This window comes from Burkholderiales bacterium, assembly GCA_035560005.1.
Classification (GTDB): Bacteria; Pseudomonadota; Gammaproteobacteria; order Burkholderiales; family Eutrophovitaceae; genus DASRFY01.
Genome location: DATMAN010000021.1, coordinates 1 through 16,313 on the forward strand (window position 1 = coordinate 1; position 16,313 = coordinate 16,313).

The following is a 16,313-nucleotide window of genomic DNA, read 5'->3' on the forward strand; positions in this document are numbered from 1 at the left end:
GACTTCTATTGTCACGACGCCAGACTTGTCGTCGAGTGCGACGGCGGCCCCCACAGCGAGCAGCGCCGCGTCAAACACGATTTTAAGCGCGACGCCTATCTTCGCTCTCAGGGACTGAGAGTTCTCCGCTTGACGAATGCGAGGATTCTCAACGACACCGAAGCCGTTCTGAAGGAAATCGCCTCACACCTTTGCCCTTCTCCCTCTGGGAGAGGGGCCGGGGGTGAGGGTGGACAGGAAATGCGAGCCAGGTCTTTGGATGTTCTTGGACGGGCTTACGAGTATTTCCTGTCCATGTTCGCGAGCGCCGAGGGCAAGAAGGGCGGTGAGTACTACACCCTGCGCTGCGTGGTCAAGCTCCTCATCGCGATGCTTGAACCCTACCACGGCCGCGTCCGCGATCCCTGTTGCGGCTCTGCCGGCATGTTCGTTCAGTCTGTCGAGTTCATCCGCGCGCATGGCAGCGGCAATGGCAATGGCGGTAGAGCGCGCGCCGACATCTCCATCTATGGCCAGGAGTCGAACTACACGACCTGGCGGCTGGCCAAGATGAACCTCGCCATCCGCGGCATTGACGGCCAGATTGCGCACGGCGACACCTTCCACAACGACCGCCACCCCGACCTCAAGGCCGACTTCATCCTGGCCAATCCGCCGTTCAACGTGAGCGACGGGGGCCTGCCTGCGCCGAGCGTAGCACGGCAGCCAGGCGGCGAGCACTGGGATTCGGTGGCCGGAGCGATCCCGGTGCGCTATCCGGTCGAGCCGGATGGCCGCAAGAGTCTGCGGCTCGATCGGCTCACATGGCTGGGCAATGAGGCGGGCGATGCGACCATCGAATTGGGGGTATAGGGCCGGTCAAGCAGATCGACGGCCGGACCGAGCGCGTCTCGGCTGAAGCGTGGGAGCGGCTGAAGCGGCAGCCGGTGGTGCCGGCGGATCGTTGGCCCAAGCAGCTCGTCGTGGGGATCGTGCCGTGGGACGGGTTGGCGGCGGATCGGGAGCGCTGGGAGCGCCAGCTGGGGCATGCGGTGGTCGAGGCGGTGGCGCGGCGGAACGGGCGGGTGGTGCCGCTGACGCCGAGTCTACGGGAAGCGCTAGAACGCGAGCGGGCGCCAATACAGCCGGTGCGGCGGCTCTCGTCGGAGAGGGGCGATCCCGCGTGGCTTGTGGGCGTTGATGTGCTGCTGGTGGAAAGCGGGGACGTGCTGGACAGCATGAGTTGGGACGTGCCGGAGGCGGCGAGGGATGGTGCGCTGGAAGCGGTGATTGGCCGGGTGGCCCAGCTGTTGGCGGCGGGCGGGGTCAGCGACAGCTGATTCCGCTTGAGGACGGAACGGATCAGAACATGACTCAGGTCGCTGGTAAGAGCTGGCATTTATGCGGTGGCATCTGATTTGCGCAATCGTTTGATTGCTCACGGATCAGTAAGTATCTTGCCCGGCGTACTGACAAGCCTCTAGGAAGCTTGCGTCGTCATATGAATTTCACTCCTGCGCAGCTTCAAGCCATCGGCCACCACGCGGGAAACTTACAGCTCATCGCCTGTGCGGGATCAGGAAAGACCGAGGTTGTCGCCCGTCGGGTGGCAGCGCTGCTCAAAAACGGACTCAAGCCCGCCAACATCGTGGCCTTCACGTTCACAGACAAGGCCGCAGCAGAACTCAAAGAACGCATCTTCAATCGGTGCCGTGAGGAGCTTGGCAGCGTGAACGGTATGGCGGAGATGTACATCGGCACTATCCATGCCTTCTGCCTGGATTTGCTCAAAGCCGAAGTCCCGAAGTATCTCAAGTACGACGTATTGAACGAGGTGCAGCAGTCACTGTTTATCGACCGGCACAGCAATAAGAGCGGCTTTACGACTTCCACCGATCTCACTGGGCGCAAGCTCGAGCGATACAAAGACACCCCTCACTATCTCGCCGCCATGAGCATCCTTCGCGAGGCTGACATAGACGAGAAGGCCCTCGCTGGCTGTTCTGTCGTCACTGGTCTGAGCTCCTACCGCGACCTGCTGAATGAATCGCGGTATTTCGACTACTCCGCCATCATGGAAACAGCCGTGGATGTGCTGACCAATGAGCCCGAAATCCGCAAACGGCTGGCTGCGCGGATCAAGCACATCATCGTGGATGAGTATCAGGATGTGAACCCTATTCAGGAAGCCATGGTCTGGTCACTCCATGAACTTGGGGCTCAGGTCTGTGTTGTCGGTGATGACGACCAAACCATCTACCAATGGCGCGGCAGTGATGTGCAGAACATTCTGACTTTTCAGAGACGCTACACAAAGGTGACGCAGCTCCGGCTGGAGGACAATTTCCGCTCAAGTCAGGGCATCGTTGAAACTGCCAGGCCGTTTATTGAGCAGAACTCCGAACGGTTGCCCAAGAAGATGCGGCCCACCGATGCCCAGACCTATGAGCCGGGCGACATCGTCGCGCTCTCCTTCAACACACCCGATCAAGAAGCCACGTACATTGCCCAGACCATCCAGGCGCTTCGCGGTGTCGCGATCAAGGAGCCCACAAAAGAAGATCCGAACCACATGCGAGGGATCTCGTGGTCGGATATCGCGATTCTCCTTCGTAGTGTCCGCGCCAACGCCGAACCCATTACCCACGCCCTTGACCAGGCCCAAATTCCTTACCTCGTTGTCGGCATGAACAACCTCTTCGGCACCACCGAGGCAGAAGCTGCAAGGCAATTGTTCTATTTCATGGTAAGCCGGCCTGGCGTTGACGCCGCCGGGCTCGAGCGCACCTGGCTTAACGCCGGCTTAGGCCTCACCACCGCCGATGTCCGGCGTGCCATCGCCACAGCGGCAAGTTCACGTGCGCAGTTCGACAACCCAACTGAGCGTTTTGGTTTCTACTCTATTCAGCGCACCTTCCAAACGTTCCTGGAGGAGGCTGGTGTTCGTGAGGAGAAAGTCCCCTACGGCCGGGGCGAGATTGTGTTTTACAACCTCGGTAAGTTCAGTCAGCTGATCTCCGACTTTGAGACGATCCATTACCACTCCGAGCCCAAGGAAAAGTACAAATCGTTCGCTAACTTCCTCGAATTTCAGGCGGAAGATGCCTACCCAGAAGGGTGGCAGGACAACCAATACGCGAACCCCGATGCAGTCCGCATCATGACGGTTCACCAGGCCAAGGGCATGCAGTGGCCGGTGGTGTTTGTTCCGGCACTCCTGAAGAATCGCTTTCCCTCCAAGAAGCAAGGCGGTCGCAACGCCTGGCATCTCATTCCTAGGGCTGCCGTCAAAGGTCAGCCTCGCTATGAAGGTACCATCGAGGATGAGCGCCGCCTCTTCTACGTCGCCATGACGAGGAGCCAGAAGTTCCTCCATCTGACGTACGCACCAATTCCGGGCAATCAGCTCTTCCAAACCAAGTCGGTGTTCTGGGATGACGTGCTAGTTTCGAAGTTCGTCAAACGCCGTTCCCAGGACTACTCTCAACGCCATCGCCTACCGCCCACGCCACGCAAAGGCGTCTCGAACGTTGTCTTTTCCTTCTCTGACCTGAAATACTTCTTTGAGTGTCCCTATCAGTTCAAGTTGCGCATTCTCTATGGCTTCAATGCGCCGATTCACGAGGCCCTCGGGTACGGTCGCTCGCTGCACAACGCGCTCGCCGAGGTTCACGCCTGTGCCACCAGAGGCGACCACGTGTCCGAAGGCGAGGCCCGTGATCTCGTGAAGACTCACTTGCACACCCCCTATGCGTATCCGGCTCTCAAGGAAAAGCTCGAAGCGGCTGCCGAAAAAGTGTTGCGTGACTATGTCCACGACAATAAGGCCCTGTTTGACAAGATCGAATTCTCAGAGAAGCAGATCGAGATCAACCTCGGCGACGGCGTCACCGTGAACGGGCGGGTCGACCTGGTGCGTCGGATTGACACCGGCGAGACGACAATCGTAGACCTCAAGTCCACCGACCGCGCCCAGCCCGAAGAGGTCACCGAAACACAGCTCCACATCTATGCACTGGGGTATGAGGAATTGACAGGGCGCCGCGCTGACTACGTGGAGATTTATGAGCTGGACGAACGGAAGCGGAAGCCCCGTTCGGTGGATGACGATTTCATCGAGGATGTGAAGAGGAAGGTGCGTGACGCGGCACGCGCGCTTCACCAGAGCCACATGCCCGCTGCGCCCACGCCTGCCAAATGCCGCAAATGTGACTACCTAGGCCTGTGTACCGCAGGGCAGGGGGAGTGTAACCGGTAAGCGGATGGACCTGATGCAGGATCGGCAGAAGCTGCGCCAGCGCATCCTTCGCGCTCTGAGAGAGCAGGGTTTTGGGATGCAAGACGGGCGTCTTGTCGTGCCTGATGGACAGGATAAGGCCTTTCTTCGAACACTCCATGCTAAGGCTGTGCTCCATACGATGGAGCGGTCACGTGAAGGCCTTGAACGGCATGAGGCACGGCTCTTGTCGTTCATCGCATCAGGGTACGAAGTCAATCCCGAAGCCATTCAACCCCGGCTTGTCCAAGTCCTGCCGGATTCGGAAGAGGAACGGCTCTTCCGGTACTGCCGCCTTCACTGGACAGTCCCAGTCTCGTCAGGATATGGCCGCCGGTTGCGGTTTCTCGTGTTTGACGATTCAAACGGGAAACTCATTGGTCTGTTCGGTCTCGGAGACCCCGTCTTTGCCTTGGGACCAAGGGACCGCTGGATTGGTTGGTCGCACGAGGCGAAGCGACGCCGTCTGCAACATGTCATGGACCTCTTCATCCTAGGTGCCGTGCCGCCCTATTCGCAGCTCCTGTGCGGCAAGCTCATCGCCCTCCTCGCCACAAGTTGGGAGGTGCAGCAGGCGTTCCGGCGGAAATATGGAGGGCAGCGATCGTATATTCGTCGGCAGCGTTTGGATGGACGCCTGGCTCTTCTCACGACCACGTCGGCGCTCGGACGGTCGTCCCTCTACAACCGGTTGGTGTATCGAGGAACCCCTGTGTTCTCATCGGTTGGCTTCACGCAGGGATTTGGGGAATTTCACTTCATCAACGGCCTCTATCATGACCTGCAGCGATTGGCGCTTGCCCACTGCGAGGCCACAGCGAAGCACAAGCGGTGGGGTGAAGGATTCCGAAACCGGCGCGAACTGCTCCGCAAGGCGCTCCCGCTTCTTGGGTTGTCCCGCGAACTGGTCTATCATGGCGTGCAGAGAGAGATTTTCCTTGCTCCACTGGCCAGCAACACGCGAGAATTTTTAATTAATGAGCATCAGCGGCTCTATGCCTACCGCCGCAGGGCATCGGAGCTCTTCGCCTGGTTTCGAGAGCGGTGGTTGCTACCGCGAGCGATGCGCGACGACAGTTACCGCAGCTTCGAGCCGGAGAGCTACCGATTGTGGAATCGCAGATGAGCGCCGGCACGAACGAGCAAACCCCGTTCTCAGACCTGCCGGCGGCGCTGGTCGAGGAGGTGCTCGGGCAGACTAAGGCGGTCGCCGACAGCCTGCTCGCGTCGTTCCAGAAGATCCGCGCAGACCGCGGTGCGCTGCGCGAGCAGCTGCTCAAGTCCGGGCGGGTGATCTCCGAATCCTCGCTCGGCTACCCGCCGCTGCCCACCACCTGCGCCGCCGACGGCTCGTACGCCATCGAACGACTGCTGACCACGGATCTCGCTGCCGCCGCCGCGGTGGCGGTCGAGGGGCTGACGCCGCCGTCTGAGAAACGGCATTGGGACCTGCCGCGACATAAGACGTTCATTGCCGCCGAGCCGCACCAGGAGGACACGGCAACCGTGCTGCGTGCCGTGATGCTCGGCGAAGAGCTTCGCTTGGCCACGAACGCGCCGCACGACGTAGTGATGCTCGACGGCACCCTGACCCTGCCGGTCATCTACTTCAACCAGGCGCTGAACAAGGCACCAGAGGCGAAGGATTTGCGCTGCTCGCAGGAGTTCCTCGGACACTGCGCCGAGTATCTGCGCGCTTATCTCACGCTCTTGCGCTCGGAGCGGTCGGACAAGCAACATGTTGCCTTGCCCAAGTACTCGACCCGGCGGGAGATCGGCACGGCACTGGGCTGGCCGTCCGGCCACGACGACCGGGGCATGCTCACGCTGCTGCTCAACCCGGGTGAACTGACCAAGCCGATGCCCCTCGAGCATCCGCGCGACGCGCAGGGCAACATCACCTGGCATCTGAACACGGGCAGCCTGCCGGCCGAGATCAGACGAGAGGCAAACCCCCTCGCCGACGAGATCGTCTCGGCCCTCGGTAGCGTGCACGTCTTCTACTACAAGCCGCAGGAGTGGCTGCCGGCGCTCCGTGTCGAGGCCGCAGCCAGCATCACCGACAACACCCACCGGCTGGCCACCGTCGTCCAGGGCCTGAAGCACCAGAGTGCTACGCCGTCTATGCTTGAGCCATACCCGATCTACCTCGCCGACCGCACGGTCAAGGCGCTGGCGCGGGCGATCCCGGCGTTCCGACAAGTCACAACCCAACAGATCTCTGAGAAGTACGGTGGGGATATCGGCGAAGTGTTCTTTGCGATGCATGGCTACCGGAGCGAGGCAGGGAGGTAGGAGCATGGCCGCAGCCGACAAGGATCTGGAGAAAATCATCAACGAAACGGAGCGGCTCGGCGTCGTCGGGTCGCCGTCGTCTACCGCCCAGCTCGCGCTCGACATCCTCGGCTCCGCGGTCATGCGAAAGCTGGTGGGTGAGCTGGCGCTGTTCCGCTTTTCCCAGGACACCAACCCCCACTACGCGCTCGGGCAGATCACCGAGGTGCAACTGCGCAACATCTGGCACGAGGATCCGACGATGCGCAGCCTGATCCGCCAGCGGGGGCGGGTGGATGCGGTCAGCGAGCGCCAGGACACGCATCTCGGGCAGATGGTGATCAGCGCGGTCTTCAGGAAAGGCGGTCCCGCGGGCTACGAGCCCAGCATCCTGGGGACGGTCCCTGCGACCGGAACCCCGATCCATCTGGTCACCGACGAAGTGCTCGACGAACTGCTGCGCCCGTACCGCGACCAGATTTTCTACCTTGGCCATGTCTACGGATCGAAGCCACGGTTACCACTCTGGTTCAAGCACTTCGACAGCGGGCCGGACGGCGCCGGCGAGGCGTACCACCTCGGCATCTTCGGCAAGACCGGCTCAGGCAAGTCGGTGCTCGCGAAGATGATTCTGCTCGCTTACGCGAGGTACCCGAAGATGGCGCTGCTCGTGATCGACCCGCAGGGCGAGTTCGCGCGGGACATGAAGAAGGGGGGCACGAGCGGCGAATTTGCGCTGCCCGTAGGTGATGTCGCTCGCAAGCTCGGGAAGCAGCCCGTTACCCTCACCATTCGCAATCTCGTGCTCGACCGCTGGGAACTCTTCGAGCAGATCCTGTTCGAGTCGCAGTTCTTCGAGCGGCTGACCGTGCCCAAGGGGGAGAACCGCGAACTCGCCTGCGGGATTCTCTCGGACAAGCTGCAGAAAGGCAAGATCAAGCTCGCCGAGCTGCATCAACGTAAGTCCTTCGACGCCGCCTGGAAACTGCTGCAGGATGACAAGGTCCAAAAGGTTTTCTACCGGACCGAGGCATCGCGCGCCCGCTTCGACACCGCGCTGCATGAAGCCGATCCCGAAGAGTTTTTCAACGACTACTGGGGGCCGGTGGCGGAGCTGTTTCGCGAGGACCGGCAGGGGGCGAAGAGCATCAACAAAGCGCTCGCTTGGCTCTTGTCGCTGACCAACGACGACGGCTCCGCCCGTGACAACCGGCCGATCCTGGTGATCGATCTTTCCAAAGAACAGGCGAAAGGCTTGTTCTGGAACGACAAAATTCAGTCACTCGTCATCAAGCGGCTGCTCGACGGACTTGCCCAGACCGCCGAGTACTTCTACAAGGAAGGTCAGAGCCTCAATGCGCTCGTCGTGATAGACGAGGCACATCGTCTGGCTCCCCGAGAGCTGACGAGCGATGATGACGCGGCAAAAGGCGTGCGGTCGGTCCTGATCGACGCTGCCCGGACGACGCGCAAGTACGGCCTCGGGTGGCTGTTCATCAGCCAGACGCTGTCAAGCTTGCACCCCGAGATCCTCCAGCAGCTCCGCATCTTTTTCTTCGGGTTCGGGCTGGCGCTCGGGCAGGAGTTTCAGTCCCTGAAGCAGCTCGTCGGCTCGTCCGGCACGGCGCTCGATCTCTACCAGCTCTTCCGCGACCCGCACTCGGCGTTCGACGCCAAGAGCCGGCAGTACTCGTTCATGACCATCGGACCAGTCAGCCCGCTTTCTTTCTCGGGGAGCCCCCTGTTCCTGAACGCCTTCAACACCGTCGAGGCGTTTCTCGACGCGAACGATTTGAGTAGCTGAGAGGGATCGGTACATGGCACGGAAAAAGAGCAACGGTCCGAAAGTCGAGAAGAAGGTCACCCGCTACACCTACGACGAGATCAAGGAGCCGCGCACGCCCGAGACCGGGCACACGCCGCTGCTGCCAGCCGACGAGCAGGTCGTGACGCTGCCGATGGACAACGGCTGGAGCAAGGCCGTCGTCGTTGGCAAGCTGCCCGACGGTGACGAGCGGCCGGTGGTCGTGGACATGGACCCAGCGGCCGATCCGGTGCTCTTCTGGGCGGGAAAGCGTAACAAGCGCGAGGTGCCGGTGCTGCCGCTCCAGCGGAACGAGATCGTCTCCGAGTCGCGCATCGCGCAGATCATCGAGCGGGCGCGGAAGGTCGCCGAGGAGAAGTCGGGCGCGGCGCGGCAGGGGCACCTCTTCGCCGACCTCGAGAAGCAGCTTCGCGAGAGCGACCGAACCAAGCGCGTCGAGTTCTACACGCACGAGGAGGGCTGGAAGAACAAGCTCATCTGCGGCGATTCGCTGCACGTGATGGCGTCGCTCCTCCACTACGAGAACCTGCGCGGCAAGGTGCAGATGATCTACATCGACCCGCCGTACGGCATCAAGTACGACTCGAACTTCCAGCAGCGTGTGGATTCGACGAAAAACGATCCCGACGACCAGGCCGACGACGTGCTCACCATCAAGGCGTTTCGCGACACGTGGGCACTCGGGATTCACTCGTACCTGTCGTATCTGCAGGAGCGGCTGTACCTGTGCCGGGAGCTGCTGGCGGAGACGGGAAGCCTCTTTGTCCAGATCAACCAAGAGAATCTGCATCTTGTGAAGGCGCTTCTGGCAGAGGTTTTTGGGGCAAAGAACGAACTCGCTGTAATCGCTTTCCGCAAAACGTCTGGGTTCTCCAGCACTCTACTTTCAGTAGTCTGTGATTACCTCGTGTGGTTTGCGAAGGACGTTCAAACCGTCAAGTATCGGCGGATTTACCAAGCAAAGGCAGTTAGTGATGAAGGTTCGGCATACGTGTTTGTCGAGTTGCCGGATGGGTTTCGAAGGCGTTTGACGATCGAAGAGATCGAAAACATTGAAAAACTTCCCGAGGGCTGGCGCATCTACCGGCTCAGCGACCTAAGCGCGCAGGGTGAAGCGAAGGAGCCGCAACCTTTTCAGTTTGAAGGTGTCACCTACTACCCATCGCCAAATAGCCATTGGAAGACGCGCGTTGAGGGACTGGCACGTTTGGCAGAAAAGCGTCGCATCGAGGCTACGGGTAAGCGGCTGTCGTACGTTCGCTATGCTGATGATTTTCCGGTATCCCCGATTTCGAACATCTGGGATGACACTGTGATCAGTGGGTTCGCCGACCCTAAAGTCTATGCCGTCCAGACATCTCCCAAGGCGATCCAGCGCTGTATACATATGACGACTGATCCAGGTGACTTGGTCTTCGATCCAACGTGCGGAGGGGGCACGACCGCATGGTGTGCGGAAACGACTGGGCGCCGCTGGATCACCTGCGACACCTCGCGCGTCGCCATCAACGTCGCTCGCCAGCGGCTGCTTTCCGCGACCTTCGAGCACTACAAGACCCGCAACGGCAAGGTCTCCGGCAACTTCATTTACAAGACCGTCAACCGCGTGACGCTGAAGAGCCTCGCCTACGACCTCGAGCCCGAGAAGGTCGAGCTCGTGGACCGGCCCGAGGTGGACAAGGACGCGATCCGCGTCTGCGGTCCCTTCGAGGTGATGTCGCTTGGCCGCTACTCGGTCGAGGACTGGAAAGGTTATGTCGTCCGCGAGCCGGGGATTGGCGAGCCGGCGAAGCTCGAGAACTACATCGAAGTGATCAGCCGCCTCTACCGCAAGGACGCGGCGATCCAGGGCGCGAGCGGGCTCGTGCACGCGGTGGCGGAGAACGAGAAAGAGAAAATCGCGATCTCGGTCGGCCCGCTCTCGGGGCGCGTCACCGCCAAGAGATCAACGACGCCGTCCAGGACGCGCTCGCCTCAGGCATCCTCGAGGTGCATGTGCTCGGCTGGGCCTTTGAGGCGAACGTAGGCGAGGTGAAGTCGGCGCTCGAAAAACGCGGCAAAGTGAAGGTGGAACTCATTATGATCCGCCCGGACACGCTCGCCGAGGGTCTGAAGGCGACACAGCCAGAGATGCTCTTCTCGCCGCTCGCGCTGCCGGACATCGAGATCAAGACCGAGAAGAACGGCAAGGAGAAGCAGGTGCGCGTGACCCTCAAGGGGGTCGCGCTGTTCGATCGCAAGCACCGGCGCACGGAGTACAAGCACGCCGGTTCGGGCTACGTCTCGGCCTGGTACCTCGACGAGGACTACGACGGCGACTGCTTCGTGGACTGCCAGATGTTTTTCGACTTCCGGAAGAAGCCCGCGCTCTCGAAACTGGGGGTCGAGGTGCCGGACGACGAGTTCACGTTGAAGCTCACGTCCGATCCGTTCCCGGTTCGCGGCTACAAGCGCATCGCGGTCAAGGTCGTGGACGTGTACGGCAACGAGTCGGTCGTCGTGCGGGATCTGGCAACATGACCGGAAAGCGCGTGGTCATGAGTGCGCATGCACGCTGGCGCGCGCAACGGCGCGGTGTCGAAGAAGCCACCGTTATCGAGATCGCCACGGTGCCCGAGCAGGTCATGGCCGTGCGACCCGGACGGGAGATCCGCCAGGCGCGCCGCGGCGATCCGAAGTCAGGCCGGGAGTACGTGGTCCGGGTGGTCGTGGACACGGGCGCCGAAACGGATACCGTCGTCACAGTCTACCGCTCAAGTAAACTGGATAAGTACTGGAGGACGTCATGAAGGTGACCTATGACGCTGAAACCGATACCTTGACCATCGTTTTTCGCGACGTGCCCATCGCGGAAAGCGACGAGGACAAGCCGGGTGTCATCCTCGACTATGACGCAGCGGGCAACCTCGTCTCGATCGAGGTCCTGGACGCCTCCAAGCGCGTTGAGGAGCCGCGGTCGGTGACGGTAGCGACGACTGGATAGGCAGCGCATGGCCTACGTCGTTGACCGGGTCGTCATCTGCGACGCCTTCCGTGAGCCAGACGCGCACTACGAGCTGCTGCCCGGCGGCCGCTCGAGGCGCGTCGCGGGGCGCCGGCCCTCGATGCGCTTACGCGCGTCGGCCAAGGATGTCAAGGGCGGCATCGCCGGCGTGGTCGGCAAAGAGGCTGGGCTCTTCGACGACCTGTCCGCCTCAGCCGCCGAGAAGAACGAGTTCGTCAACCAGCTCCGCGACAAGGTGCGCGCCTGGCGTGAGGACGGCTGGCCGGGCACGGCGGTCGTCACGCGGCGGCTGCTGGAGTGGTGGTTCGAGCGCGATGAAGAGCGCAAGGCGGTCGGCAAGCGTTTCTTCTTCTGCCAGCAGGAGGCGGTCGAGACGGTCATCTACCTGTACGAGGTGAAAAACCGCTACAAGATGCCGGGAACGAATGACCTCTTGCGCTACGCGCTCAAGCTTGCCACCGGCACCGGCAAGACCGTGGTGATGGCGCTCCTCGTCACCTGGGCGACGCTGCACAAGCGCAAGGTGAGCGGCTCCTCGCTCTCAGCGAACTTCCTCGTGCTGGTGCCGAACCTCACCGTGCGCGACCGCGTGAGCGGCATGCCGCGCGGCGACGGGCTCGACCCGGCCGGCGAGCATAATCTCTACGATGCCTTCGAGATGGTACCGCCCGAGTACCGAGAGGAGTTCCATCCGAACGTGCTGGTGCGCAACTGGCAAGGGATCCTCCTTGAGAACAAACGCGAGGACTGGATCGGCGAGGGCGAGGTGCCGCTCGAAGAGGGGCGCTTCATCCCGCAGGCGGTGCTGCGCGCGATGCAGCGGCGCGCCCGGCAGGACCCGAACGCGCCGATCCGGCGGCTGCTCGGTGGCTGGCGCGACCTCGTGGTGATTAACGACGAGGCACACCACGTCTATGGCGAGAAGCGGACGAAGAAGGGCGAGGATCCCGAGTACATCAAGTGGAGCAAGATTCTCGAGTGCATCAGCAAGGCCGCGCGTGTGAGCTTGGTGATCGATCTCTCGGCGACGCCGTGGTACGGCTCCGGGTCCCCGAAGCCCGAGGGGACGCTTTTCGAGTGGTTGGTCTCGGACTTCTCGGTCTACGACGCCTTCGAGTCGGGGTTGGTCAAAGTCGTGCGCCTGCCCGACCCGGACGAGCACGGGAAGGTGTACCTCGACCTCTGGGACCTGGTGAAGGGGGCGAAGACCAAAGAGGAGTACTTGCGCGCCTGCAAGGGCGCGATCGCAAGCATCTATTCATCATGGAAAAAGGACTATGACGAGTGGGCGGGTACACTGGAGTTCGCGCGAGGGCCGGCGCCGGTGCTGCTGTGTGTGGCCGACAGCGCCCAGCGGGCGGCATGGCTCTTCGAGCACCTGACGCGCGAGTACGAGCTGCTGCGCAACCCCGACGACGAGGACCGATCGCGCTGGGTCACGATCCAGGTGGACTCCAAGGTCTTCGACGCCGACAAGGGCAATGAAGCAGTGCTACGCGACATGGTCAACACCGTCGGCGTGAAGGGAAAGGCCGGCGAGCACGTGCGCTGCATCGTCAGCGTGAACATGCTCTCCGAGGGCTGGGACGTGAAGAGCGTGACGCACATTCTTGGCCTGCGCGCTTTCGACTCGCCGCTCTTGACGGAACAGATTATTGGCCGAGGTCTACGTCGTACGAACTACGACGTCTTGAACCAACCGCTTGAGGAGCGGCCGGAAGGCAGCGAGGAGACGGTGGACGCCTTCGGGATCCCGTTCGTCGGTTTCCCGGTCGAGAAGCGCAAACGGCCGAAGGCCGGCGAGTGGGGGCACAAGCCCGTCTGGATCGAGCCGGACCCCAAGAAGGAGAGGTATCGAATCACCGTGCCGAACGTGCGCTCGTGGGCGGTCGGCGTAACGGAGTCGCTCGCGGACCTGATTCGGGTAGAGGACCTGCCGCAGATCCGGATCAACCCGAAGGAGACGCCGCCAGACGTGCGCGTGCGACCGGTCGTCGGCGGTGCGCCCGAGGCGGTGATGACCTTGGAGGAGGTCCGCAGAGAATGGCCGGTGCTTCGCACTGCGTTCCTCACAGCCGAGGAGCTGTACCACGAAACGAATCCGGACTCGGCGGGCGATCTCGGCGTCGGTCCCACCTTCGACGAGCTCCTCGAGGTCTCGCGTCGCTACCTTGAGTCGCGGGTGGTGCCGCTGGAGGCCGGTGGTTTGAGGAGCGACGTGCGCGATGTGGCGATCTACTACTGGCGGCGGCAGGCGATTGACGCGCTTGACACGGCCATCCGTGGTGCATGCGCAGCTGGCGTCGAAGCGGTGCCCATTCTCGGCAACCCCGAGTGGCTCGACTCGACGAACCTGCGGCGTTTCCAGTGGACCGGCATCGTCGCCGAGGGCAAGCGCTGCCACACCAACAGAGTGCCCTGCCACACGGAGCTGGAGAAGCGCTTCGCCGACTTCCTCGATACCGCCAAAGATGTCGTACGCTACTCCAAGAACGAGCGGATGGGGTTTTCGGTCACGTACTACGAGAGCAACCGGCCGCGCCAGTACTATCCCGACTTCATCGTAGCCGTTCGCGAGGCGGACGGGCGGGAGGTGATGTGGCTCGTCGAGACGAAAGGCGAGGTGCGGCCGAACACGGCGCTCAAGAGCGAAGCGGCGCGGCTGTGGTGTGAGAAGATGAGCGCCACCAGGTACGGGCAGTGGCGGTACCTGTTCGTCCAGCAGCGGAAACTTGAAACGGCGCTGGCCGCTGGCGCCCGGTCATTGGCGGACCTTGCCGATGCCCTTGTTCGGGCTCGCCCCGAGCCGCAGCTCCGCCTGATCTCCCTCGACGACGAGCGGGTGAAGCGAGAGGCGTTCAAAACGCTGCTTCCCCTCTACTCACTCAAGGCAGCAGCTGGATACTTCGGAAACGGCGAAGCAGTCGAGCCGGAGGGCTGGATCGAAGTCGATGGAATCGGGCGGCTGGACGAGCGGATGTTCGTGTGCCGGGCGGTCGGCCAGTCGATGGAACCGATTATTCGGGATGGGGACTATCTCGTCTTCCGGGCGAAGCCTGCCGGCACGCGGCAGGGAAAGATCGTCCTCGCGCAGTATCGTGGGCCTGCAGATCCCGAGACTGGCGGCTCGTTTACGGTGAAGCGTTACTCCTCGGAGAAGAAATCCGATGAGGAGGGGGGCTGGCGGCACACGAAGGTCACGCTATCGCCGACCAACCCCGAGTATGCGCCGATTACGTTGTCGGGCCGAGATGCAGGGTCAGTGGAAGTCGTGGCCGAGTTCGTGACCGTGCTTCGGCCCGTGTGAGTGCGCTGACTCCGGAAAGGTCGTGTGCGGTGGCCAAAGCCCCTTGGCAAGTCAACAGGAACCTAGGAACAGCCGAGGGAAGATCTTGCGTTCAGCCGACAACGAAACAAGCGTTCAGCCGGCGAGTGAGCTTGCAATCAGCCGATGGACAACCTTGCAATCCGCCGAGCCGCAAGGTTGCACTTAGCCGACAGCAAACGTTACAATCAGCCGATGCTGGACACGGGTTTCTATCCGCGCTTCGTCGCGGATCGGCTGGCTGAGGCGCTTGAAGACGCTCCGGCCGTGCTGATCCACGGCCCCCGCCAGAGCGGCAAGACGACGCTCGCCTAGGGCACTGGCCTGCGCGCAGGCTACGCCTACGTGAGCTTCGACGACGACGCCATCCGCAGCGCCGCGACGACGGATCCGATCGGCTTCGTCGCGGATTTGCCGGCGCGCGTGATCCTGGACGAGGTGCAGCATGTGCCGCACCTGTTCGCCGCGCTCAAGGCGGCGATCGACCGCGACCGGCGGCCGGGCCGCTTCCTGCTGACCGGCTCTACCAACGTGCTTCTCCTGCCGAAGCTCGGCGATTCGCTGGCCGGTCGCATGGCGATCGTGCACCTGCACCCGCTCGCGCAGTGCGAACTCGCTGGTGAACGCCCATCCTTTCTCGATCGGCTTTTCGGGCAAGGCTTCCCGATGCGCCCGTTCGAGCGTCTCGGCGCGGCGCTTCCCGAGCGCATCGTTGCCGGCGGCTATCCGGCGGCGGGCGCGATGGTACGAGACGTACGTCGAAACGATCGTGCAGCGTGACGTGCGTGAGCTCGCGTGGATCGCCTCGCTCGACGCGGTTCCGCGGCTGCTCGCCGCAGCCGCCGTGGAGACGGCCCGGCTGCTGAACGTCTCCGACCTGGCTGCGCCGTACCAGCTCAGCCGGCCGACGATCCGCGATTACCTGACTCTGCTTGAGCGCATCTTCCTGCTCGAGGAGTTGCCTCCCTGGTCCGTCAACCGCTTGAGCCGGCTGATCAAGACGCCCAAGCTGCATGTCGGCGATACCGGTCTCGCGTGCGCGCTGCTCGGCGCAGACGCCAAAACGCTCACGGCGGATCGCGCCCTGTTGGGCCAGGTGCTCGAGACCTTCGTGTTCCAGGAACTCAGGCGGCAGGCGAGCGGTACGAGCATCCCCTCGCGTTTCATCACTTTCGTGACCGCGACGGCTACGAGGTGGACATCGTGGTCGAGCGCGGGGCGCGCGCCGTCGCGGGGATCGAGGTCAAGGCCGCGGCGACGGTGACGGCAGCCGACTTTCGCGGGCTGCGCAAGCTCAAGGATGCCGCCGGCCAACGCTTCGTCTGCGGCGTCGTGCTCTACGACGGCACAGTGAGTGTATCGTTCGGGAACTCGTTGTTCGCCGTTCCCATCCGCGCATTGTGGGAGGCACTGTGAGCGCACCATTCACGGAGTCGGTCGTCGAAGAGGCCGCCCTGGCCCGGCTGGAGGCCATCGGCTGGGGATTGTTCACCTGCCTGCGCCGCACCGTGCAGCGGCGCGGCAGGTAGGCGGCCCCCGACCTATCGCCTTAAGGCGATACCCTCCTCTGGTCCCTTTCAGAGGGAGGGGGAGAAAGCTATTCCGATGTCGTACTGACGCGGCTGAGGTG

14 protein-coding genes and 2 pseudogenes are annotated in these 16,313 nt (G+C 62.4%); all 16 read left to right on the forward strand.

Annotated features, from left to right (window positions below):
* The 16 genes and pseudogenes from VNM24_02250 to VNM24_02325 all read left to right on the forward strand — a co-directional run bounded on the left by VNM24_02250 (nucleotide 1) and on the right by VNM24_02325 (nucleotide 16,099).
* A pseudogene (locus VNM24_02250) lies at nucleotides 1-177 on the forward strand (DUF559 domain-containing protein).
* A gap of 72 nt (nucleotides 178-249) precedes the next feature.
* Nucleotides 250-672, forward strand: a pseudogene (locus VNM24_02255) (N-6 DNA methylase).
* Nucleotides 673-962: 290 nt separating this feature from the next.
* Complete coding sequence (locus tag VNM24_02260; GenBank protein HWQ37421.1) at nucleotides 963-1,319, forward strand: hypothetical protein; 357 nt, start codon at nucleotides 963-965, stop codon at nucleotides 1,317-1,319.
* Nucleotides 1,320-1,480: 161 nt separating this feature from the next.
* The gene (locus VNM24_02265) at nucleotides 1,481-4,237 is read left to right on the forward strand and encodes an ATP-dependent DNA helicase (protein ID HWQ37422.1); all 2,757 of its coding nucleotides are present in this window, start codon (nucleotides 1,481-1,483) and stop codon (nucleotides 4,235-4,237) included.
* A gap of 4 nt (nucleotides 4,238-4,241) precedes the next feature.
* On the forward strand, nucleotides 4,242-5,381 hold the full coding sequence (locus VNM24_02270; GenBank protein ID HWQ37423.1) for a Druantia anti-phage system protein DruA: 1,140 nt from the start codon (nucleotides 4,242-4,244) through the stop codon (nucleotides 5,379-5,381).
* On the forward strand, nucleotides 5,366-6,550 hold the full coding sequence (locus tag VNM24_02275) for a DNA double-strand break repair nuclease NurA (GenBank protein ID HWQ37424.1): 1,185 nt from the start codon (nucleotides 5,366-5,368) through the stop codon (nucleotides 6,548-6,550). Before VNM24_02270 ends, VNM24_02275 begins: the two co-directional genes overlap by 16 nt.
* 4 nt (nucleotides 6,551-6,554) lie before the next feature.
* Complete coding sequence (locus VNM24_02280; protein ID HWQ37425.1) at nucleotides 6,555-8,333, forward strand: DUF87 domain-containing protein; 1,779 nt, start codon at nucleotides 6,555-6,557, stop codon at nucleotides 8,331-8,333.
* A 13-nt stretch (nucleotides 8,334-8,346) separates the two neighbouring features.
* Nucleotides 8,347-10,380 carry a site-specific DNA-methyltransferase gene (locus VNM24_02285; protein ID HWQ37426.1) on the forward strand — a complete coding sequence of 678 codons (2,034 nt, stop codon included), beginning with the start codon at nucleotides 8,347-8,349 and terminating at the stop codon, nucleotides 10,378-10,380.
* Nucleotides 10,381-10,385: 5 nt separating this feature from the next.
* Complete coding sequence (locus VNM24_02290) at nucleotides 10,386-10,874, forward strand: hypothetical protein (protein HWQ37427.1); 489 nt, start codon at nucleotides 10,386-10,388, stop codon at nucleotides 10,872-10,874.
* Nucleotides 10,871-11,143: a hypothetical protein gene (locus VNM24_02295; GenBank protein HWQ37428.1), complete on the forward strand. Its 273-nt coding sequence runs from the start codon at nucleotides 10,871-10,873 to the stop codon at nucleotides 11,141-11,143. The genes VNM24_02290 and VNM24_02295 overlap by 4 nt, the downstream gene beginning before the upstream one ends.
* Nucleotides 11,140-11,337, forward strand: coding sequence for a DUF2283 domain-containing protein (locus VNM24_02300; GenBank protein ID HWQ37429.1), 198 nt, complete (start codon nucleotides 11,140-11,142; stop codon nucleotides 11,335-11,337). The genes VNM24_02295 and VNM24_02300 overlap by 4 nt, the downstream gene beginning before the upstream one ends.
* A gap of 7 nt (nucleotides 11,338-11,344) precedes the next feature.
* Nucleotides 11,345-14,665, forward strand: a complete 3,321-nt coding sequence (locus tag VNM24_02305; protein HWQ37430.1) for a DEAD/DEAH box helicase family protein — start codon at nucleotides 11,345-11,347, stop codon at nucleotides 14,663-14,665.
* A gap of 144 nt (nucleotides 14,666-14,809) precedes the next feature.
* Entirely contained in the window at nucleotides 14,810-14,998 is a 189-nt protein-coding gene (locus VNM24_02310; GenBank protein ID HWQ37431.1) for a hypothetical protein, read from the forward strand.
* A gap of 30 nt (nucleotides 14,999-15,028) precedes the next feature.
* Complete coding sequence (locus VNM24_02315) at nucleotides 15,029-15,463, forward strand: AAA family ATPase (GenBank protein ID HWQ37432.1); 435 nt, start codon at nucleotides 15,029-15,031, stop codon at nucleotides 15,461-15,463.
* A gap of 1 nt (nucleotide 15,464) precedes the next feature.
* Nucleotides 15,465-15,947 (forward strand): DUF4143 domain-containing protein, encoded by a 483-nt coding sequence (locus tag VNM24_02320; GenBank protein ID HWQ37433.1) that lies wholly within the window; start codon nucleotides 15,465-15,467, stop codon nucleotides 15,945-15,947.
* Nucleotides 15,944-16,099 carry a hypothetical protein gene (locus VNM24_02325; GenBank protein ID HWQ37434.1) on the forward strand — a complete coding sequence of 52 codons (156 nt, stop codon included), beginning with the start codon at nucleotides 15,944-15,946 and terminating at the stop codon, nucleotides 16,097-16,099. The genes VNM24_02320 and VNM24_02325 overlap by 4 nt, the downstream gene beginning before the upstream one ends.
* Nucleotides 16,100-16,313 lie beyond the last annotated feature (214 nt).